Source organism: Paenibacillus sp. P3E (assembly GCF_001909045.1).
GTDB classification, from domain to species: domain Bacteria; phylum Bacillota; class Bacilli; order Paenibacillales; family Paenibacillaceae; genus Paenibacillus_AQ; species Paenibacillus_AQ helianthi.
This window is the reverse complement of record NZ_LVWH01000159.1, coordinates 55,028-76,055: the sequence shown is the minus strand read 5'-3', so window position 1 is coordinate 76,055 and position 21,028 is coordinate 55,028. Positions and strand designations below refer to the sequence as shown.

14 protein-coding genes are annotated in these 21,028 nt (G+C 50.6%); 10 read left to right on the top strand and 4 right to left on the bottom strand.

Annotation, left to right across the window (positions count from 1 at the left end; all coding sequences use genetic code 11):
* Positions 1-142: 142 nt before the first annotated feature.
* The 4 genes from A3842_RS13305 (at position 143) to A3842_RS13290 (ending at position 8,127) form a co-directional block, all read left to right on the top strand.
* The gene (locus A3842_RS13305; protein WP_143186270.1) at positions 143-1,723 is read left to right on the top strand and encodes an extracellular solute-binding protein; all 1,581 of its coding nucleotides are present in this window, start codon (positions 143-145) and stop codon (positions 1,721-1,723) included.
* 24 nt (positions 1,724-1,747) lie between these two features.
* Positions 1,748-2,647, top strand: coding sequence for an ABC transporter permease (locus tag A3842_RS13300; protein WP_074101732.1), 900 nt, complete (start codon positions 1,748-1,750; stop codon positions 2,645-2,647).
* A gap of 19 nt (positions 2,648-2,666) precedes the next feature.
* Entirely contained in the window at positions 2,667-3,536 is an 870-nt protein-coding gene (locus tag A3842_RS13295; RefSeq protein WP_074101731.1) for a carbohydrate ABC transporter permease, read from the top strand.
* A gap of 67 nt (positions 3,537-3,603) precedes the next feature.
* Positions 3,604-8,127: an OmpL47-type beta-barrel domain-containing protein gene (locus tag A3842_RS13290; RefSeq protein WP_074101730.1), complete on the top strand. Its 4,524-nt coding sequence runs from the start codon at positions 3,604-3,606 to the stop codon at positions 8,125-8,127.
* A gap of 378 nt (positions 8,128-8,505) precedes the next feature.
* Here the strand turns inward: A3842_RS13290 and A3842_RS13285 are convergent, their stop codons facing one another.
* Positions 8,506-9,504, bottom strand: a complete 999-nt coding sequence (locus A3842_RS13285) for an alginate lyase family protein (protein WP_074101729.1) — start codon at positions 9,502-9,504, stop codon at positions 8,506-8,508.
* Between the two features lie 3 nt (positions 9,505-9,507).
* On the bottom strand, positions 9,508-10,641 hold the full coding sequence (locus A3842_RS13280) for a glycoside hydrolase family 88 protein (protein WP_074101728.1): 1,134 nt from the start codon (positions 10,639-10,641) through the stop codon (positions 9,508-9,510).
* Positions 10,642-10,750: 109 nt separating this feature from the next.
* Here A3842_RS13280 and A3842_RS13275 point away from each other — a divergent pair, with 109 nt between their 5' ends.
* A complete protein-coding gene (locus A3842_RS13275; RefSeq protein ID WP_074101727.1) occupies positions 10,751-11,635 on the top strand; it encodes a helix-turn-helix transcriptional regulator in 885 nt (294 codons plus the stop codon).
* 74 nt (positions 11,636-11,709) lie between these two features.
* Here the strand turns inward: A3842_RS13275 and A3842_RS13270 are convergent, their stop codons facing one another.
* Positions 11,710-12,579, bottom strand: a complete 870-nt coding sequence (locus A3842_RS13270) for an AraC family transcriptional regulator (protein WP_074101726.1) — start codon at positions 12,577-12,579, stop codon at positions 11,710-11,712.
* Between the two features lie 159 nt (positions 12,580-12,738).
* Here A3842_RS13270 and A3842_RS13265 point away from each other — a divergent pair, with 159 nt between their 5' ends.
* Complete coding sequence (locus A3842_RS13265) at positions 12,739-14,718, top strand: alpha-amylase family protein (RefSeq protein ID WP_074101725.1); 1,980 nt, start codon at positions 12,739-12,741, stop codon at positions 14,716-14,718.
* 19 nt (positions 14,719-14,737) lie between these two features.
* Entirely contained in the window at positions 14,738-15,871 is a 1,134-nt protein-coding gene (locus A3842_RS13260) for a serine hydrolase domain-containing protein (RefSeq protein ID WP_074101739.1), read from the top strand.
* A gap of 147 nt (positions 15,872-16,018) precedes the next feature.
* Here A3842_RS13260 and A3842_RS13255 read toward each other — a convergent pair whose 3' ends face one another.
* Positions 16,019-17,059 carry a LacI family DNA-binding transcriptional regulator gene (locus A3842_RS13255; RefSeq protein WP_074101724.1) on the bottom strand — a complete coding sequence of 347 codons (1,041 nt, stop codon included), beginning with the start codon at positions 17,057-17,059 and terminating at the stop codon, positions 16,019-16,021.
* Positions 17,060-17,483: 424 nt separating this feature from the next.
* Between A3842_RS13255 and A3842_RS13250 the strand changes: the two genes are divergently transcribed.
* From A3842_RS13250 to A3842_RS13240, 3 genes are read left to right on the top strand one after another with little or no spacing between them, the layout of a single operon-like run.
* The gene (locus tag A3842_RS13250) at positions 17,484-18,425 is read left to right on the top strand and encodes an ABC transporter permease (protein WP_143186272.1); all 942 of its coding nucleotides are present in this window, start codon (positions 17,484-17,486) and stop codon (positions 18,423-18,425) included.
* Between the two features lie 17 nt (positions 18,426-18,442).
* Positions 18,443-19,324 (top strand): carbohydrate ABC transporter permease, encoded by an 882-nt coding sequence (locus A3842_RS13245; RefSeq protein ID WP_074086415.1) that lies wholly within the window; start codon positions 18,443-18,445, stop codon positions 19,322-19,324.
* A gap of 60 nt (positions 19,325-19,384) precedes the next feature.
* On the top strand, positions 19,385-20,998 hold the full coding sequence (locus A3842_RS13240; RefSeq protein WP_074101723.1) for an ABC transporter substrate-binding protein: 1,614 nt from the start codon (positions 19,385-19,387) through the stop codon (positions 20,996-20,998).
* The last annotated feature ends 30 nt before the right edge of the window (positions 20,999-21,028 follow it).

The window sequence follows — 21,028 nt, the reverse complement described above, 5'->3', positions numbered from 1 at the left end:
AAGAATCGAAAGAGAGGATTGTATCCCGCAGCAGAGGAGGCTATCGTAAAAGTTGTAACCGCTATCATTTATGGCTGTGGGCAACGTCGGGAGCCGAAGCAGAAAGCGGTCAACATATTTCTTTCATATAGGGGGAGTACATGTGCAGATGAAGCTTAAGAAATTAGGCAATGCGGTTCTGCCGGCCATGCTGGCAGCTGGTCTGCTGGCTGGCTGCGGCAACAGCGGTAACGGCGGGAATAATGCGGCAGCACCTGATGCCAGTGCAAGCGCAAATACAAAGGAATCAGCAGCACCAAGCCCGGTGGAAATTACATGGGGCATCCATTTCCAGGCTCCTGGAGTGGTGGAAAACTCCCAGGTCCAGAAGTGGCTGGAAGAGAAGTTCAATGTAAAGATTAAGCCGGTGAAAGTGACCGATGCCAGCATTGCTTCCGGTGAAGTTCCGGACATCTTCATGCTGGGTGATCCCGCGAATGTAGCGGCGTACCAGAACCAGGGTGTCCTGATGAGCCTGGATCCGAACATGCTGAAGGAAAAGATGCCCGAGTATTCCAAGGATATTGAGAAAAATAAAGCACTGTTCCAAACCGTTACTATTGATGATAAGCTCTGGGCCATTCCTATGTTTATCGACCTGAAGCCTTATGATCTGGGGATGCTCTGGCGCAAGGATTGGCTTGATAAAGTAGGCATAACCAAGGCTCCGGAGACGCTGGATGAATTCGAGAAGGCCGTCTATGCCTTCGCACAGAAGGATCCGGACGGAAATGGCAAAAAAGATACCTTCGGCCTGACGGGTACAGCGACCTCCACCTGGTCATCCGGCTTCTATTCGATCTTTGGTGCGTACGGCGTGGAACCGACCATGTGGCATGAGAAGAACGGGGAGATTATGAACGGCTCTGTCATGCCGGAGACGAAGGAAGCACTGGCGAAGCTGCGGCAGTGGTACGCAGACGGAGTGATCGACCCTGAATTCATCACCGATACCCAGGATTCCTATCGTAAAAAACTCTATAATAACCGGATCGGGGTCATCGAGGAACAGATTGCCAAGGGAGCACTCCCGGATGCGGCAACTGTGACGGAAATGAAGTCCTTGAATCCCAATTCGGAGCTGGTGTTTGCCAAGAATCCGAAGGGTCCAGGCGGTGACGGCTCGTGGGATTGGGGAGTAAAGAGCAACTTTGTCGTCATCAGCAACAAAGTGAAGGATCAGCCGGAGAAGCTCAACAAGCTGTTCGAGATCCTGAAGGCAGAGAGCAGCGATGAGGAAACCATCAATATGACCAATCTCGGAGTGAAGGGGACTCATTGGGACTTTACGGAGAGCGGGGCAACCGCAGGAGCCACCAAGTTCCTGGCTGGATTTGAGAAAGCGGAAGAACGCGATCAGGCTGGCATCCGGCTCTTCTCGCTTGGCAATATCACGACTCAGGCATACCGCGAGAAATATTCCAATCCGGCTCTGAATGAAGCAATCAAAACCTATTCATCCGCTCCAAGGCAGACGGATGCGCTGTTGTTCTCGGCACTGCCCTCCGACGGGAAATACAAAAACGACCTGACTTCACTGATGCAGAAATATTTCGCTCAAATCATCAGCGGAGAAATTCCACTCGAAGATTTTGATAAGTTCGTTGCAGAATGGAAATCCAGAGGCGGCGATGAATTGACCAAGGAAGCCAACGAGATGTATCAGGCTCAATTCAAAAAATAAATAAGGGTTTCAGGGGAGTGTAAGATGAAAACCATACGAAAGCATGGAGAATTATTGGCGCTGTTTCTGTTTGCCTTTGCGTTTTTCATTGTTTTTAAATATGGTCCGCTGTATGGCGTGGTCATTGCATTTAAGGATTTCAAGGTTGTGGATGGAATTTGGGGAAGTCCGTGGGTGGGATTTCAGCATTTTCAGGATTTGTTTCAGAGCAGCGACTTTTACCGTCTTCTTAAAAACACCCTGCTTTTGAACTTTTATCAGCTGCTCTTTGCATTTCCGGCTCCGATTATTCTGGCGATTCTGCTGAACGAGGTCCGCTCCCGGTACTTCCAGAGATTCATTCAGACGACGATGTATTTGCCCCATTTCGTATCCTGGGTAATCATGTCGGGTCTTATCATCTATTTTCTGTCGCCGACTACAGGGATTATGGCTGACATCATGGGCTGGTTCGGAAAGGAGCCTATCTTCTTCATGGGCAAAAAGGAATATTTCCGGTCCATAGTCGTAGGTTCCTCCATTCTGAAGGATCTGGGCTGGGGTTCCATCATCTATTTCGCCGCTTTGTCGGGGATTAACCCGGAGATTCAGGAATCGGCCATCATAGACGGAGCGAACCGCTGGCAGCGGATCATCCGGATCAATGTTCCCTCGATCATGCCGACCATATCGATTATGTTCATTCTCAGTCTCGGCGGGTTCTTAAGCGCAAATTTTGAACAAATCATCAATCTGCTTAATCCGGTCACCTTTGAAACAGGCGACGTCATCGATACTTATGTCTACCGTGTCGGTCTGCAGCAGTTCCAGTATAGCTACACAGCAGCTATCGGCTTGTTCAAGTCACTCGTGGGACTTGTGCTCATTCTGGGTGCCAATCTGACCGTGAGGAAGCTGAGCAAGGGGGAAAATGGATTATGGTAGGAGTAGGAGGAAGTCAGTCATGAAGACGAGAAAATGGCAGGATCTTATTACACCCGCTGTCATCTATTTTGTGCTATCTTTGCTCGCGCTGATCGTCGTGTATCCGTTCATCCATGTTACGGCGGTTTCTTTCAGCGGACGCGGAGAGGCGCTCCGGAGCGGATTTCACTTTTTCCCGCGGGACTTCGAATGGAGGGCATACCGGGAGCTGCTGGAATATCCATTCATCTGGTCGGGTTATGCAAATACAGTGTTCCGCATGGTGGTGGGAACGCTTTTGACGCTGCTCGTTACCGTCTGTGCCGCCTATCCTCTGTCACGTCCGGATTTTCCTATGAAGCGCGTTCTGATCATGCTTATACTGTTCACCATGATCTTCGACGGGGGCATCGTACCGAATTATCTGCTAATCAAAGAGCTGCATCTGCTGGACTCGCGCTGGGTCTATGTGCTGCCAACAGCAGCTAATGCCTTCCAGGTTCTGGTGATGCTCTCATTCTTCCGGTCCATTCCGGATGCGCTGATCGAAGCGGCCCGCATCGATGGGGCCAGGGACATGCGGATTCTGTTCCGCATCGTACTGCCTCTCTCTATTCCGTCCCTGGTGACGATCGGACTCTGGTCGCTGGTACACCATATCAATGCCTTTATGGATAATCTGTTGTATGTCACCGACCAGTCGAAGTTCGTACTCCAGCAAGTCGTCCGGCAGATTCTTATCGAGAATAAGCTGGACCCGTTCACTACGGCAACCAATTTGATCCCTCCTGCACCGGAGAGTCTGAAGATGGCGTCAGTGATCGTATGCTCCTTGCCCGTGCTTGTGCTGTACCCGTTTTTGCTTAAATACTTTGAGAAAGGAACGATGATTGGTTCAGTGAAAGGGTAAGATTCGCTTCGGGGGACTCCACGGTTCCCTTTCAGATACTCCAATCGATAAGGAGGCTTCATATAACATGGGAAGAAGAACGTTTATTGTCTTATCGATCATTGCATTAATAGTAGGATGTTTCCCGGCCGCGGCGATTCAGGCAGAGGAGTCACACAGTTCTGAAGCAGTCTATTATGTATCTGAAAATGGAAGCGATTCCAATCCGGGATCAGAGGGAAGTCCCTTCCTTACCCTGGAAAAGGCCAGAGATACCATACGCCAGCTTAAGCAGGGCGGAGGATTGCCGGAAGGCGGTGTTACCGTATATCTGAGGGGCGGGATATACAACCGGACCGGAAGCTTCCTGCTGGAAGAGCAGGATTCAGGGACGGCAGACAAACCGGTTACCTACAAGGCTTATCCGGGCGAATCGGTCCGGTTAAGCGGTGGCCAAGAGCTGAAGAAGGGGTGGTTCACCCCGGTGACGGACCCGAAGGTTCTGAACCGGATTATCAGCACCGATGCAAGATCGAAGGTTCTTAAGGTAGATCTGATGGGCCATGGCATCTCTGATTATGGAGTCATGAGCCGTCATGGCTACTACAAAGCAAATGATGTAAGCAAGACTCCGCCGATGGAGCTGTACATCGAAGGTGAAGGGATGACCCTGGCCAGATGGCCTAACAAAGGTACAGTTCAGATGGGTGATATCCTTGACCCGGGACCGACCCGCAAGGACGCCGACCTGCAGACGCGGGGAGGCACCTTCACCTACACCTATGAGCGGCCTGAGCTTTGGACCCAGGCGGATGATATTTGGCTCGACGGGATCTTCGGCTATAGCTGGGAATGGTCGTACAACAAAATCGCCTCTATTGATAAGGTGAACAAGACCATCACATTAGCTTACGGGGAAATGAGCGGTCTTATGAAGACCTGGTATCCTGACTTCCATTTCGCCCAGAATCTGCTGGAAGAGATCGATATGCCCGGGGAGTATTATATTGACCGGACCCAAGGTATTCTGTACTTCATGCCTACAGCCGCCTTCGGGGGGAACAATCCCGAAATTACCGTATCCATGCTTAAGACCCCTATGATCAGTACCGTCAATACATCTCATGTCACCTTTGAGGACCTGATTCTGGAGAATGGCCGGGATTCAGGAGCGGTTATCATGGGCGGTAATAGTGTCCGGCTCGTGCATTGCGAAATCCGCAATTTCACCGAAGGTGGTGTACGGATCAATACCCAGAGCCGCTGGCTGTACAATGACTTTGCGAAGGGTACTGGGGTTAACCATGCTGTCGTCAGCACGCATATTCATCATGTCGGGGGAACAGGAGTGATTCTGAACGGCGGAGACCGCCTGACGCTTGCGCCAGGCAATAATGTGGTCGAGAACAGCCACATCCATGATTTTGCCTATTACCATAAAGCGTATAACCCGGCTGTGATTCTGACCGGAGCAGGCAACCGTATCTCCCATAATGAAATTCACGATGCCCCTCATCCCGGTATCCTGATCTTTGGCAACGACCATGTCGTGGATTACAACAACATCTATGATGTCTGCAAAACATTCGCAGATCTCGGTGCCATCTACATGAATCTGGGGGCTGCGCCGCAGGAACGGGGATCGGTCATCCGTGGGAATTACTTTCACAATATAGGGGAAGGCAAGGCCGGGGTTCAGGGCGTGTACCCTGACAACTTCACTATGGGGATTACGATCGAAAAAAATATTTTCTACCGGATGGGCAACTCTGCCATTTTGAATAACGGCGGTGCCCATATCCGCACCCGGAACAACCTTTTTATTGATGCCAAGGTTCCGTATGACTACTCCGATATGTATTTGGGTGACGGACCCGAGCAGCAAATCTCCAAAAACTATATGCAGCCATGGCATGCTTTGTTCGAAAAATACAACAATTTTACCGGCATGCCGCATCTGGTCAAGTATCCGGAGCTGGCGGATTTCTTCACAGAGAACCGCTATTATCCTGACACGAACACATTCCAGAATAATGTCATCTACAATCCAACCAAACCAAGAAGCGGCACGAATGCGAACGGAGCGTACGATAAACTCAATCTGGTCCAATATGCGAACAACTGGGTAACCGACCATGATCCGGGCTTCGTGAATCTGGCGGGAGGCGATCTGAATCTGAAGGCGAACGCTGAGGTGTTCCAGCAGATTCCGGGCTTCCAAACGGTGCCTTTCAGCGAAATGGGCACCGTAGGCAAGATAGGCCCATACCTGACTCCCGACAGGGTCCCTGTACGAGGTGTTGTATTGTATGATGATACCCTCACCATGGGCATCGGGAAATCGTACACCCTGAATTCGGCGGTTCTTCCCTGGAATGCCACCAACAATAAACTACAGTATAGCTCCAGCGATCCTTCCGTGGTAAAGGTGGATGCGACGGGTAAGCTGAAGGGTGTAAATCTGGGAAGTGCGGTTGTAACAGCCGTCTCTGAAGACAACCCGCTGCTCAAAGACGAGGTCCAGGTGACTGTTGAAGTCGGTGACGGGATTATGGATGATACGAATTTCGAGAACGGCCGCAACAGCTGGCCGAGCGATTCGAACCGGAACATCGTAGAAGTCGATGGCGGCAACCATATGTATAAGCTGCTAAAAGGTGCGACGACGCTGAATGAGAACGACTTCAGCAATTATGAACTGACCTTCAAGCTGAAGACACCTCCGGCGATTCCGGAGTCGGCCACGTTCTACGTGTTCGACAGACTGAATCCGAACGGCAGTGGAGGTAGAATCGGGTACAAGAAGTATGCCGACGGAACCTCTGCCTGGATTCTGTATAATGCGGCCTGGGGTACGGTGAAGCAGAATGTGCTGGCCGCTCAGGATCTGAAGCCGGATACAATCTACAATATGAAGATTATCGTCAAGGGACAGGAGATCAGTGTCTATGCCGATGGCAAGCTCAAGCTGAAGGCCAACGACCCGACCTTTAATCCTTCCGGTAAAGTCGGATTCTATGCCGGCGGCTTCGATTACCTTTTGTTCGACGATATCAAATTTAGGGTACCAACGAAGGGTGTGGCCGGACTGCTGGTCGATAAGAGCAGCATTAACATGGTGATGGATGAAGAACTGCAGCTACAGGTCCAGTTCGATCCGTCGGACGCTGAGAATCGTTCCGTTGTCTGGCAGTCCAGCCATCCGGAGGTGGCCTCTGTCGGTGAGAACGGGGTGGTCACTGCCCAGGGCTTAGGGGAGACTGTGGTCACTGTTTCCTCGGTTGCCAACCCGGCAGCGTCAGCCTCTGTCCGGATTGTGGTTTCGGATACCCTTCACTTCACGGATTACGATTCAGGAGCGAATGGTTGGCCGGTGGACCCCAATCGCAGTATCGTAACGGTGAACGGAAACAAAATGTACAAAATATTGAAGGGGGCTTCCGCACTTCATCCGAAGCTTTTCACGGATTATGACCTGACCTTCAAGCTGAAAACACCTGCGGAAATTCCCGATACGGGGACATTGTACGTGTATGACCGTTCTGCCGCAGGCAATTCCGGGAAGATCGCCTACAAGAAATTGGCGGACGGGACCTCCCAGTGGATTCTCTACAGCCCGACATGGACGGTGCTTCAAACGAAGAATGTTCCAACCATGGACTTGCAGCCAAATACGGAATACAGCCTTCGTATTCTGGTTGACGGCGCCAGCATCCGCGTGTATGTGAACGGTGAGCTGAGGCTGGATGGCTCCGATCCCAAACATAATCTGACGGGAACGGTAGGCTTTTATGTAGGCGGCTTCAGCGAATTGTGGTTTGATGACGTCAAGTTTACAATGATTGACCGGACTGCCCCGGTAACCACGGCCGTCACTACCCCGTCGCTGCCAGATGGCCCGGACGGCTGGTATGTAAGCCCCGTAACGGTTCAGTTGAATGCTGCGGATATAGGCTCCGGCGTAACAGATACCGTATACAGCATGAATGGCGGAGGGACCTGGCTGCCCTACCAGGGGCCGCTGATTTTTAGCCAGGATGGCCATTATTCGGTGGCCTACCGGTCAGCGGACAAGGCCGGAAACAGCGAGGATGCGAAAACCTTGAGCTTCAAGCTGGACAGCAGCGCCCCTGAGGTATCCGTCGCAGAGCCAGCTGTGAGAGCTTACGCAGGTACGGAAACCCTCACCCTGTCGTGGACCGCTGCCGATGTTATGTCCGGAGTGGATGACAGCAAGACCGCTGCGCTGCTGGATGACCAGACCGTAGTTCAGGGGGCTGCGGTTCCGCTGTACACGCTGGGTCTTGGCACCCACACCTTCATTGTATCCGCCAGCGATAAGGCGGGGAATACCCAGGAGCGCACAGTAACGTTCACGACCTATGCCGACGTTAACTCGCTGAAAGCGCTGGTCAGCCTGTTCAGAGAGATGTCATGGATAGACAATCATGGCATTGCAAACAGTCTGAGCACCAAACTTGATCACGGCCAAGTGGAAGCATTCCTTCAACAGGTGCAGGCCCAAAGCGGCAAGCATATCCGGGCTGAAGCTGCGGCCTACCTGCAGCGGGATGCAGTTGATATTCTGGCAAGGGCGGGGACGCAGGGCTAACTCATATTTGGATCTGCGGATGAATTGGAATAAGCAAAACGGCTGTGCCGTCCTTCACTGGACAGTACAGCCGTTTTGGTTGAGACGTGGGGGAAAGGTACTGCCTCTGCTTGCCGATAAACCTTTGCTTCCTCTGTCTCTTCTTCCTCGGAGAACCCTAGTTGGCGGCAGGCTCAAGTGGAAAAAGTGAACTTAAATCTACCGTTCCCACTCCTCGCAAGCGCTTGTTGGAAAAAGTAGACTTCATTCGGCACATTCGTCTATTTACAGCTGAATATGCCTAGTTTAAGTCTACTGATTCCACCTAACAGCTCTGTGAGAACGCTTCCCGGCACAATTAAGTTCACTAATTCCACTTCGCTCCTCAGGAGCACCTGCCTATTCATCCATGAATTGCAGCTCGGGGAAAATCCAGGCATAGGACTGATAATACCCGCTGTTCAGATTTTTATTGCCGGTTATCGGACGATAAAGGGCGACGAAACGTTCATATTCGGGTTCCTTGTAAACCTTGGACATGGCTTCAAATAGGTCCAGCGGCCACGAATCGGAAGCCAGCGGCTCCGGGAATTTCTGATCTTTATCGTACGGCCACTCCTCGATGTGCCCATCGGCATAATAGAATAACTTATCGAGTGCCGTCTTGATGTTTGCTCCGCCGGGAGAGGTCCAGTGGAACAAATTTTCGCCGGTTGTGTCATGGATCAGCTTCATGGCTGCGGTGATGGGAGCGAGAGAGAAATAATGGTACCAGATTGAATTCGATCCCCGCATGGTTTCTTCCGGAATCAATCCCGAAGGTGCAAGAGAGTTATCGATATGTTCTTTGAGATGGGCCGCTGCTTCCGCAAAACGGGCTTGGTCATCCATGAAGCGGAAGAGGGACAACCGGGCATAAAGACTCCAGCTCCACCAGTTGTTTCTAAGCGGGATTGTCACCCATGCCGGTAAGAAAACCTCGCTCATCCAGGAGATGAATTGATCTTTATTCTCCTTGGGCCACCCCGGATAGTGCTTGATGAGCTCAGCCGCTTGAATCAAGCCGGTTCCCAGGTAGGCGGAGACAAGGGGGCCGTCGTCCCCGGCCAGCTCCTTATTGACGGTTGCCCAGCCATCAATCAGTTCGGCTGCCTTATCCGCATAAATGGATTCGCCCGTGAACCGGTAGGCTAACGCTGCCGTGCAGGCGGACTGGGCATCCGCCTCCATCAGCCGTTTGGCTGTCTGATGGCCGGTCGTATCGAAATAGAAGCCGGGGATATGCCATGAAGGAACAGCGTGACAGCTGACCGACATCCCTTCATTTGCAACGTGCAGAAGCTGGTTTTGTGCCGTATGGCTGTTCATCGGGGCATCGATCCTTTCATTTTCGGGCATATGTCATTGCCGCTCATACCAATAGCCGGGTACTCCGCGCTCTAGCCGCATCAGGGCCTCGAGATAGAAATAATCCCCCCAGATGACATAATCATCGGGTGAAATATCGAGCCGCACGGCGTAGGAGCCACGGTTCAGGAGTCCTTGGGCCGCGGGCTCATCCTTCGTGGAGTAGTTAACGGCCAGGGAGGCAACGATTCGCTCGGCTGCGGCTGACAGCCATTCCCGGTCAACATCCCGTTCCGGCAGCAGTGAGGCCAGCTCGAGCATTCCCGATGCGGCAATGGCTGCTGCGGAGCTGTCCCGCTGAGTCTCCGGCACCTGCGGTACATCAAAGTCCCAGTACACCACCCCATCCTCAGGGAGCCGGTCCACAAAATAGCGGGCTAACCGCTTAGAGGTTTCCAGTAGTTCAGGCTGCCGCAGATAACGGTAGGCAAGGGCAAATCCGTAAATGCCCCAGGCTTGCCCCCGGGTCCAGGTCGAGCCATCCCGGCTGCCCTGGTGGGTGCCGCCGCGGATCGAGTCCCCGGTCACCGGATCGAAATAGAAAGTGTGGTACGTGGAGTCATCTCCGCGGACCAGAAAACGGCGGCTGATAGCCGTCTGCTTCTCGGCGGCCTGGCGGTAGCATTCGCTGCCGGTCTGCTGATAAGCCCAATGCAGTAAAGGCAAATTCATCAGACAATCTATGATAATACGCCCGCCGTTCTCCGGATCGTCCTTAGGACCCCAAGCTTGCAGAATTCCTGGAGTGTCGCGCCATCTCTCCAGCAAAACATCCGCAGCCTGCAAAGTGGCAGACCGGGAGGTTTCGTCCCTTTCCAGAATCCAATGGGCTTTGGTGGAGAGGGAATATAGGAATCCGATGTCATGATGATCCAGGTTCACCCGTTGCTCCAGACGCTCCCGGAAGTTGTCCAACGCTCTCATAGCAGCATCCCGATAACGGCTATCCTGAGTATACTCGTAAGACAGCCAGAGAAGTCCGGACCAAAAACCTTCGGTCCAATCATTATTAGGCGTTAACCGGTAGATCCGGTTTCCTTGGGTGCTTGTGAGGGGGAACTTCTCTCCAAATCGGTCAATATTTTGTGAAATCACACTTAAGGCGTCCTCTATGGCTTGTGCCCACATGGCGGCATCCTCCATTCTTTGATAGAAAGGCTGCCTCTATTATATATCCGGAACAGTAATTCCTTGTTGTGCTAAAATATAACCAGATTGCGGTTATGGAGATATGGGGGTGGACGTGTTGACGGGACATATTGAACATGTAGATCCGGGTCACAGCAGCTTTTTTCTGGCTTACCGGGATAAGTGGCTGGATGATCATTTTCTTAAATTTCATGCGCATCAAGGTCTGGAATTGTTATTTATCCATGAAGGGGATGGGCTTGTGGAGGTGGAGGGCGCATCCTACGAACTGGAAGGAGGATCGCTCTTCTGCTTCCAGCCTTACCAGCTGCACAAGGTGGAGGTTCCCGGCCGTAGGGATACCCGGTATGTCCGGACGAATCTGACTTTCGATCCAAGGTATCTGGAGCCGTTTCTGGAGCCGTATCCCAAGCTTCAGGCGTTTCTCCGCTTTTTGTCCAAAGGAGCTCTGACTTCACCCAAGTTCACATTCACAGAAAGCCAGCTGACGGGAGTGATGGAGAGCCATGTTCAGGCGGTGACGGAAGCAGGGGAGGATCAGGAAGAGGCCCGTATTTTGTTTCTGATTTCCTTGCTGCGCCATCTCCAGCTGGCGGTTATTACATATGAGGAGCTATCACCGGAAGGCTGGTCTGTCAAAAAAACCGCCCATATTGAATCGATTATGGATTGGATCGAAAGTCATTTCAGACAGCCCTTCAGCCTGGAACTGCTGGCCGGGGAGCTGCATCTGTCTTCCTACTATGTATCCCATTTGTTCAAGCAATACACTGGAGTAACACTAACGGATTACGTCACGGCCAGAAGAATCCGTGAAGCCTGCGTGCTGCTCGCGAATTCCGGTAAACCGGTGCAGCGAATCGCCCATGAGATCGGAAGGCTAAGCCCCCCATATTTTTGCAAGCTGTTCAAAAAACACAAAGGTATGACACCTCTGGACTACCGCTCGGCGCTTCATCATACGGCCAAATAACGGGCATGTGCGTTCCTCAGGTCTTATAAAACCTTAGACAGCAGGCTACGAATGATTTCATGCCCTGCTGTTTTTTAGGCTTTGCCAATTCTGATATTGCGGTACTTTCCAGGCGTTATTCCCGTTTGTTTGCGGAACAGGCGTATAAAATAATTGGGATTATCAATACCGACCTGCTGGCCGACTTCGGATACGGACAGCTCCATGTTCTCCAGCAGTGATTTGGCTGTCTTGATTTGCAGATCATGCAGATATTGAAGCGGACTCATGCCCGTGTACGTTTTGAGGCACCGGGCGAGATAGTCGAACCGGTAATGAAGCGTCTGTTCCATATGCTTTGCGTCGAAGGGCCGGGTTAGATGCTGCTGAAGATAGGCGATGGTGTGATCGCAGAGCTGTCTTGCGCGGGAGGCATTCTGCAGCCGTGCCGCAGCCTGCAATTGTACCAGCAAGCCGGCCAGCTGCATCTGCAGCGGCAAGGAGTGCGCAGGCGATAAACTGTGATGGAGCTCCATCATCCGCTCCAGGAATGGAAGGATGTCAGGGACATGCAAGGTGGCGAATTTCGGGAGATACATCACTTGCAGGTTCGGCTCCACATCCAGATTGGTTCCTTTGACGTATGGAAAGGACCAGGGGATTTTCCCGCTTTCGATCGTCCGGACAGGCGCCGGATGGACAAAGTGAATCCAGTAAATTTCGGTGATTTCTTCGCAAGGACGATACCCCGTATGCATACGGTTGGGTTCCAGCACAAGCATGGAGCCTTCTTTGATTTCGTAGGGGACGTCATCTTCCATCATATACAAGGTGCCTTTCAAGACAAACAACAGGTCGTATACATCGAACGAACGGGTTTCATGCTTTTGTCCCGGGGGCCAGAAGGTATGGCCGATAGTTACCAGCTGCGGCAGCGGGGGGATGGTAAGCTCCAGACAGTTCATCACAGGTTTCACCTTTCCCTTTGATATCGTTGCCTCATTGTATCACGCCGGAAACCGATAAGGTAGAAAATGTGCTACTTTAAGTCGATACAGAACCTGTCTGATCCAGAGGAATATTTATATACTTAACGTATATGAATTCGGAAAGGAAGGGTATATATGCGATTCCGCCAGGTCCATCTCGATTATCACACCTCCGAAGCGATAACGCCGATCGGAGCCCGTTTTGACCAACAGCAGTTTCAGGAGATGCTAATGCTGGGCTGCGTAGATTCCGTTACAGTGTTCTCTAAATGCCATCACGGCTGGACTTATCATCCGTCGGAGGCAGGGGTGATTCATCCCGGGCTGAGCTTTGATTTACTTGGAGCCCAGATCGAGGCTGCACATGAGATCCATGTGAAGACGCCCGTATATCTGTCAGCCGGACTGGATGAAAGACTGGCCAGACTGCACCCGGAGTGGCTGATCCGCGATGAGAATGACCAAACGAACTGGGTAAAAGGCTTCATGGAACCGGGCTATCACCAGTTCTGCATGAACACGCCATACCTGGATATCCTGATTGCACAAACCCGTGAAGTCGTGTCCCGCTATGATCTGGACGGCCTGTTTTTCGATATTGTCGGTGTGCGCAAATGCTACTGCCATAGCTGTATAGAGAGCGTGCGGCGGGAAGGCGGTGATCCCCGGGATGAAAAGGTGATGCGTACACTCTGGGAGAAAACCTACGCGAATTATACGGCAAGAGTGAAAGAAGCGGTTGAGGCGATCAAGCCGGGGCTGCCGATCTTCCATAACGGCGGACACATCGCGCGCGGCCGCCGCGATTTGGCATTCATGAACGACCATTTAGAGCTGGAATCGTTGCCTACAGGCGGCTGGGGCTATGATCATTTCCCGCTGTCGGCCAGGTATGCGCAGACGCTGGGTCTCGATTTTCTCGGGATGACCGGGAAATTCCATACGTCCTGGGGGGAATTCGGCGGGTATAAGCACCCGAATGCGCTCCGTTATGAAACTGCGCTCAGCATCGCCAATGGTGCGGGATGTTCAATCGGCGATCAGCTGCATCCCGACGGCCATATGGATGAAGCCACCTATGCCCTGATCGGAGAAGCTTACCGCGAGGTTGCGGACAAGGAAGCCTGGTGTACTCTGGCGAAGAATGTAGCGGATGTGGCACTTTTGTCGCTTGAGTCGACCGGTGTGCATCCCAAGGCTAAGACGGAGGGCCGCAGGCCGCCATCGGATGCCGGAGCCGTTCGCATTCTGCTGGAGGGGAAAATCCTGTTCGATGTTATCGATAAAGAGCATGATTTTACGGCTTATAAAGTGTTGATTATGCCCGATTATGTGGCGGTGGATGACGGGCTGTGCGGCAAATTATTGCAGTTCCTGCAAAGCGGCGGTAAAATTCTCGCGACGGGCTGGTCCAATCTGGATCCTGAAGGGACGCGGTTCATGATGGATCTCGGAGTACAGTATTCGGGAGTTAATCCATTCCGCCCCGATTATTTCCGTCCTCTGTTCAAGCCCGGAAGCCTGCAGGAGGCCTCCTTTGTGTTTTATGGGGAGGGACAGAAGATCGGGCTTAACGGCGGAACTGAGCTTGGACGCCGCGAAGATCCTTATTTTAACCGCGATGGCTTTACGTTCTGCTCCCATCAGCATACGCCTAGCAGCTACGTTAGCGGAGGACCGGGAATGGTGGAGAACGGCAATGGAATCTATATCGCGTGGAACGTATTTGAAGATTACGCTGCTAAAGGGAGCCTCATTGTGAAGGAAACGGTTCTTTACGCGCTGAATCGGCTGCTTCCTGGCAAGACGCTGCATACGAATCTGCCGGCGCAGGGCATTGTTACGCTGCAGGAGCAGAGGGCCGAGAACCGCCTGGTCAATCACCTGCTGTACGCGGCACCAGTCCGCAGAGGCGAGAGCATCGAAGTGATTGAGGACATTATCCCTGTATGCAATGTCGAGGTTTCCGTTCAGACGGAGGGCCTCGTCACCAAGGTGTATCTGGCACCTCAGATGACACCGCTCCCCTTTAGCTGTGAGGGCCGGACTGTTCGTTACACAGTACCCGTGCTGGAGTGCCATCAAATGGTGGTCCTCGATTATGAATCGGATTGAATTGAAAGGATGGCAAATGATGAACTTTGAACCTCTAGCTTCATTTATGGACCGCATCACTTCCTGGCGTATTCCTTGGGCGGAGGTGCTCGTTATGCACCGGAATGAAACAGTTTTCCGTTACCGTCAGGGCTACGCCAATCTGGAAGAGAAGACGCCTGTCACTGACCGGCAGTTGATCAACCTCTACTCACTAACGAAGATTATGACATGTACGGCAGCCCTTCAGCTCGTTGAAAAGGGAGCCGTTCATCTGAATGATCCGCTGTCAGACTACCTGCCGGAATTCGCTGATATGACCGTGAAGAAGAGACAGCCGGACGGTGAACTTGCATTCGAGAAGGCGGTGAAGCCTATCACCGTGCGCGATCTGTTCACGATGTCGGCTGGCTTCTCCTATGATCTCGAAGCACCGTCTATCCGGGATGCAGTGAGAAGCACGGATGGGAAGATGCCGACACGCACCTTCGCGGAGGCGATCGCCAAGGAGCCCCTGCAGTTCGAGCCGGGTACCCGGTGGAATTACAGTTTGTGTCATGATGTCCTTGCCGCTCTCGTCGAGGCTGTGGACGGCAGACGGTTCGGCACATATATCCGGGATGAAATTACCGGACCGCTGGGCATGACGGACACGGGCTTCGATCTCTCGGATGAGCAGCGGGTCCGTCTGGCCCCGCAGTACGAATATAGTGATGCGCTTGGCAAGCCCATACGTAAGGACGGGAACGGGTACCGGCTCGGAAGCGAATATGAGAGCGGCGGGGCGGGACTGCTGTCTACCGTTAGCGACTATGCTCTGTTTTTGAACGCGCTGACGAATCGGGGCACAAGCCCGGACGGCGTGCGTATTCTGTCGCCGGCGACGGTGGATCTGATGCGGACCGATCATTTGGCGGGCAATATGCGCGGGGATTTTTGCTGGGAGCAGTTGAAGGGTTACGGCTATGGGCTGGGTGTGAGAACCCACATCTCGCAAGCAGAAAGCGGTTCACTCAGCCCCCTCGGTGAATTCGGCTGGAGCGGTGCGGCAGGATGCCTGGCCATTATTGATCCGGCTTCACAGCTGACGGTCATGTATGCGCAGCATCTGCTGAACAACCAGGAGCCTTTTGTACATCCACGCTTGAGAAATATCGTGTACGCCTGCCTGTAACTAAACCGCACCTTTTGATCTAAGAAGCCACCAAAAAGTCAGGAAAAGCAGCGACTCTGCCGTTATGGGAGTCGCTGCTTTTTGATTGTAATCTACTGCTTAGTGAGCGAAGAATGGGATTCAACCTGAAATAGGGTTCGGTCCATTCTATATCATATCTGGTGTAGAGTCTCTAAATATGGGGGTTGTATAGATATGAGAGACCTGATAAGGCTGTTCGGGATGGCTGATCCGTGACAGCAGCATTTGGGCAGCGGTGCCCCCCATCTCGTTACTGTAAATATGGACGGTGGTCAGATGAGGCTCGATGATCTTTGATTCTGGACTGTTATCAAAACCGCAGACAACAATATCCCCGGGAATGGAATGGTTTTGATTTTTAAGTGCTTTCATAAAGCTGACGGCGATGAAATCGTTGGCACATATAAAAGCTGATGGAAGCTGGGTAATACCCTGCAGCCTTTCATCCGCCCAACCGGGGGTGGAGAAAAAGTACCGATCCTCATCCAGAACACACTGTGAGAGATCCAACTGGATGCCGGCCTCCGTTAAAGCGCGATTGAACCCCACCCATCTTTCGTTAAAGCTCCGGCAATGATTAAAGTCCCCGACAAACCCGAACGTTTTGTAACCTCCATCAATTAACTTCCTCGTAAGCAGATAAGTACTGTGCTCGTTCTCCATCAACAGCACATCCGCTTGAAATTCAGGGTAGCAGACATGAGCAGAACAATCGATGAAGATGGTTGGAAGTTCAAGGCTTGTAATCAGCTTGCTGTATTCCAGATTGAACAGCTCAATACAGATGATCCCGTCCACATTGGACACATCAAAATTATTGGGAAGGGATAGCGATTGCTGATCGATATCCCGGATGATGTGAATGGATAAATTATACCCTTCGTCGCTGATGCATTTTTCCAAACCGCTGATCAGGGTCGATCCAAAATGGGAAGTGTTTGGCAAGTTCTCTGTTAATAAAGCGATGTTTCTGGAGCTCTTGGACAACTTGCTTTCGTCCTCCATAAAGGAAAACTGCTTGTATTTCATTTCTCTCGCTTGTTTAATGACTTTATTTCTGGTTTCATCGGGAATGCCTATCGTTCCGTTTAAGGCTTTGGAGGCCGTGTTTCTGGAGATTCCCAAAGCATCAGCGATGTCTTGTATGGTTACCCTATCTCTAGCCATGTATTGTACATTCACCTCTATGTCGTGTTCTTTTCATCGTCTTAACTTCCTTAAATGTATAATAGTTTTCTAAAAATAGCAATATTCAAATTTACAAATGAACAAATAATTTTACATATGTAAACTAATCCATGTTCAAAAATAACGTGAAAATAATAACTAGTTATGAGTATATCGTGATTAAAACTGCATTTTTACTGCCTGAATTCCTCTTTATATAATTTTTTAATGCGAAATGGACCTTTTTGGAGTCCTTTTATTGTCAAATGAACAAAAATAATTTTACATATTGTATTGACGCATGGTGAACTCTCTGATAAATTGTAAATGCAGCAGGACTTAAGTTCAGCTGAAACGTTGGGCTCATATGTGCATCACAAATTAAATGTGTAAAAGAATGGAGGCAAAGGCATTGCAAAACACAATGAAAGCGGATGCTAGAAGTACGGTGCCCAAATCTTCGAGCTCCTTATTAAATTTTATGAAGAAACATTACTTTCTTTATTTAATGCTCGCACCGGCGCTAATCCTGACCCTGATTTTTAAATATGGTCCAATGTATGGCGCGATCATCGCCTTTAAGGATTTCAGCCCGATCAAAGGAATCATGGGCAGTGAATGGGTAGGTTTTTACAACTTCAACAAGTTTCTTTCTTCCCCCAATTTTGAAGAGATTTTTATGAATACGCTTAAATTAAGTTTTTTCGGTCTGATTTTGAGCTTTCCCGTTCCCATTCTGCTGGCCTTGATGCTGAATCAGATCAGGAGGTCTGCTGTCAAAAAGAATATACAGTTGTTTCTGTACGCGCCTAACTTCATTTCCGTAGTGGTTGTGGTGGGTATGCTGTTTATCTTCTTGTCTCCGACAGGGCCAATCAACCAGATCTTTACCTGGGCTACAGGTGAACCTGTAATGTTCATGTCCCGTCCTGAGTATTTCCGCTGGATCTACATTCTTTCGGATATCTGGACAAGTGCAGGCTGGGCTTCAATTATCTATGTGGCGGCTCTTGCCAACGTTGACCCTGAGTTACATAATGCTGCGAATCTGGATGGAGCCAATCTTCTGCAAAGAATACGCCATATTGATCTTCCAACCATTCGCCCGATAATGGCTATTGTGTTTATTCTTGCGGCGGGGGGCATCATGTCGATCGGATTTGAAAAGGCTTATCTCATGCAAACGGCAACCAACCTGCCGTCCTCCGAGATCATTCCGACTTATGTTTACAAAATAGGCTTGCAGTCAGGCGATTACGCATACTCAGCCGCAGTGGGTTTGTTCAACTCTCTCATCAACGTTGTTTTGCTCATTACGGTGAACTTTATTGTGAAGAAGCTGAATGAGGGCGACGGCCTTTACTAAGAAAGGAGTACCTGTTCATGTTCATAAGACATTCCCGGCTGGACCGCTTTATTCTCGCGCTGAATGCCACGTTCTTGACGCTCGCTGTATTGGTAGTGGTGCTTCCGCTCGTTTATGTGGTGATTGCATCCTTCATGGACCCATCGGTATTGCTCAGTCATGGATTATCATTCAAAGTTTCGGACTGGTCATTAGACGGCTACAAAATGATCCTTACAAATCCGGCTATGATCCGCGGGTTTGGAAACGCTGTTTTTTACTCCGTGGCATTTGCCACACTTACCGTTCTGGTCTCGATCTGTGCAGGCTATGCCCTGTCGGATGACAGGCTGAAAGGTAGAGGGTTTTTTATGACCTTGTTCATTATCACGATGTTTTTTGGCGGGGGACTTATTCCAACTTATCTGCTGGTCAAAAACCTGGGGCTGCTTGACACGGTATGGGCAGTGATCATTCCCGGAGCAGTCAACGTATGGAACATTATCCTTTCCAGAACCTTTTTCAAGAGCGTACCCAATGAATTGAGGGAGGCGGCCAATGTGGACGGGGCATCGGAAATGAGAATTTTCATCGGGATTGTATTGCCGCTCTCGAAACCCATTATCTTTGTGCTTGCTCTTTATGCCTTTGTGGGCCAGTGGAATTCCTACTTTGATGCCATGATTTATCTGGATAATCCGAACCTTCATCCGCTGCAGCTCGTTCTGCGTTCCATCCTGATTCAGAACCAGGTAGATCCTGGTATGATCAGTGATCAGCTGGCGATGGCAGAAATGAAACGGTTGTCTGAAATCATCAAATATGCTGCAATCGTTGTTTCCAGTTTGCCGCTCATCATTATGTATCCTTTCTTCCAGAAGTACTTTGAAAAAGGTGTCATGCTCGGTTCCCTGAAATAGGGGATGGACTTGAACATAGATACAGATTTGCATTCATCCTACTCAGGAGGTCATGTTCCCATGAAAAAACTGACAAAATCAAAAGTGGTAACCCAAGCAGCTTCTGCCTCTGTACTTGCCTCTATCCTGTTGCTTACGGCATGCAGCGGTGGCGGCGGAGGAAATGCGGCTAGTAAAGAACAGGACCCAAGCGGCAAAGTTACCCTGAACTTTATTACGCAAAGCTCCCCCCTGGCACCGGCCGACCCGAACGAAAAGCTGATCAATAAACGTCTCGAAGAAAAAACAAATGTTCATATCAACTGGAAAAACTTCACCAAAGACGTGTTTGTGGAAAAAAGAAACCTGGCTGTTGCAAGCGGTGATCTCCCTGATGCTATCTTCAATGCTGACTATAGTGATTATGAGCTGCTCAAACTTGCTAAAGACGGTACCATTATTCCATTGAACGATCTGATCGAGAAGAATATGCCCAATTTTAAAAAGGTGTTGGAACAAGCTCCTGAATACAAGAGCATGATCACGGCGCCGGACGGCAATATTTATGCCTTTCCCTGGATTGAAGAGCTTGGTAACGGAAAAGAAAGAATTCAGGCTGTAGACAGCATGCCCTGGATCAATGTCAAATGGCTGAAAAAGCTGGGCCTTGAGATGCCAAAAACGACGGATGAGCTGAAAAAAGTGCTGATCGCGTTCAAGACGCAGGACCCGAATGGTAACGGCCAAGCGGATGAAATCCCGCTGTCCTTTATTAACAAGCCGGGCGCGGAAGATCTGGCCTTCCTCTTTGCTTCCTTCGGACTGGGGGAGAATCCCGATCATGCGGTGGTAAGCAATGAAGGAAAAGTGATATTTACAGCGGCGGATGAAGGCTACAAGAAGGCTGTTTCTTTTATCAATGAGCTGTATAAGGATGGACTTATTGATATTGAGGCTTATACGCAGGACTGGAGTACGTATCTAGCCAAAGGGAAGGATCAACGATACGGATTGTACTTCTCCTGGGATAAGGCTAACATCTCTGGGGCCAACGATACCTATGAAGTGATGCCGCCGCTCGCTGGCCCGGATGGCGAAGTGAATGTAACGAGAACCAATGGTCTTGGCCTTGGCCGCGGTAAAATGGTCCTTACGAGCTCCAATAAAAACCTGGAAACGACGGCGAAATGGGTGGATCAGCTGTATGATCCGGTCCAGTCCGTGCAGGACAACTGGGGCACCTATGGGGATAAAACACAGCAGAACATCTTCAAATTTGATGAAGCCAAAGGCATGCTGACGCATCTGCCGCTCGAAGGTGCCGCTCCTGTTGAGCTTCGCGAGAAAACAAGTATCGGCGGGCCTCTGGCCGTTCTTGATTCCTACTATGGCAAATATACAACCATGCCGGATGATGCCAAGGGCAGATTAGATATTATCAAAAACATCATGGCGCCGAAGATGAAGGCAGAGAACGTAATGCCAAGCGTATTTAATTCGATTGAAGAGCTGGACCGCCTGACGACGATTGAAACGGATCTGTTCGCCTACGTTCTCAGAATGCGTACAGAGTGGTACCAGAACGGCAAAGTGGATGAACAGTGGGATGATTATCTGAAGGAATTGGACCGACTTGGCCTGCAGGAATGGCTGAAAATTAAACAAGGCGGTTATGACAGAGCAACGAAGAAATAAAAAATAGATAGTGGAGTAGAGGAGAGAGCC

Coding starts and splice junctions, on each gene's coding strand:
- A3842_RS13245 (WP_074086415.1), top strand. CDS start 18,443: ATGTTCATAAGACATTCCCGGCTGGACCGCTTTATTCTCGCGCTGAAT.
- A3842_RS13240 (WP_074101723.1), top strand. CDS start 19,385: ATGAAAAAACTGACAAAATCAAAAGTGGTAACCCAAGCAGCTTCTGCC.
- A3842_RS13285 (WP_074101729.1), bottom strand. CDS start 9,504: ATGCCCGAAAATGAAAGGATCGATGCCCCGATGAACAGCCATACGGCA.
- A3842_RS13250 (WP_143186272.1), top strand. CDS start 17,484: ATGAAAGCGGATGCTAGAAGTACGGTGCCCAAATCTTCGAGCTCCTTA.
- A3842_RS13260 (WP_074101739.1), top strand. CDS start 14,738: ATGAACTTTGAACCTCTAGCTTCATTTATGGACCGCATCACTTCCTGG.
- A3842_RS13290 (WP_074101730.1), top strand. CDS start 3,604: ATGGGAAGAAGAACGTTTATTGTCTTATCGATCATTGCATTAATAGTA.
- A3842_RS13255 (WP_074101724.1), bottom strand. CDS start 17,059: ATGGCTAGAGATAGGGTAACCATACAAGACATCGCTGATGCTTTGGGA.
- A3842_RS13265 (WP_074101725.1), top strand. CDS start 12,739: ATGCGATTCCGCCAGGTCCATCTCGATTATCACACCTCCGAAGCGATA.
- A3842_RS13295 (WP_074101731.1), top strand. CDS start 2,667: ATGAAGACGAGAAAATGGCAGGATCTTATTACACCCGCTGTCATCTAT.
- A3842_RS13300 (WP_074101732.1), top strand. CDS start 1,748: ATGAAAACCATACGAAAGCATGGAGAATTATTGGCGCTGTTTCTGTTT.
- A3842_RS13280 (WP_074101728.1), bottom strand. CDS start 10,641: ATGTGGGCACAAGCCATAGAGGACGCCTTAAGTGTGATTTCACAAAAT.
- A3842_RS13270 (WP_074101726.1), bottom strand. CDS start 12,579: ATGAACTGTCTGGAGCTTACCATCCCCCCGCTGCCGCAGCTGGTAACT.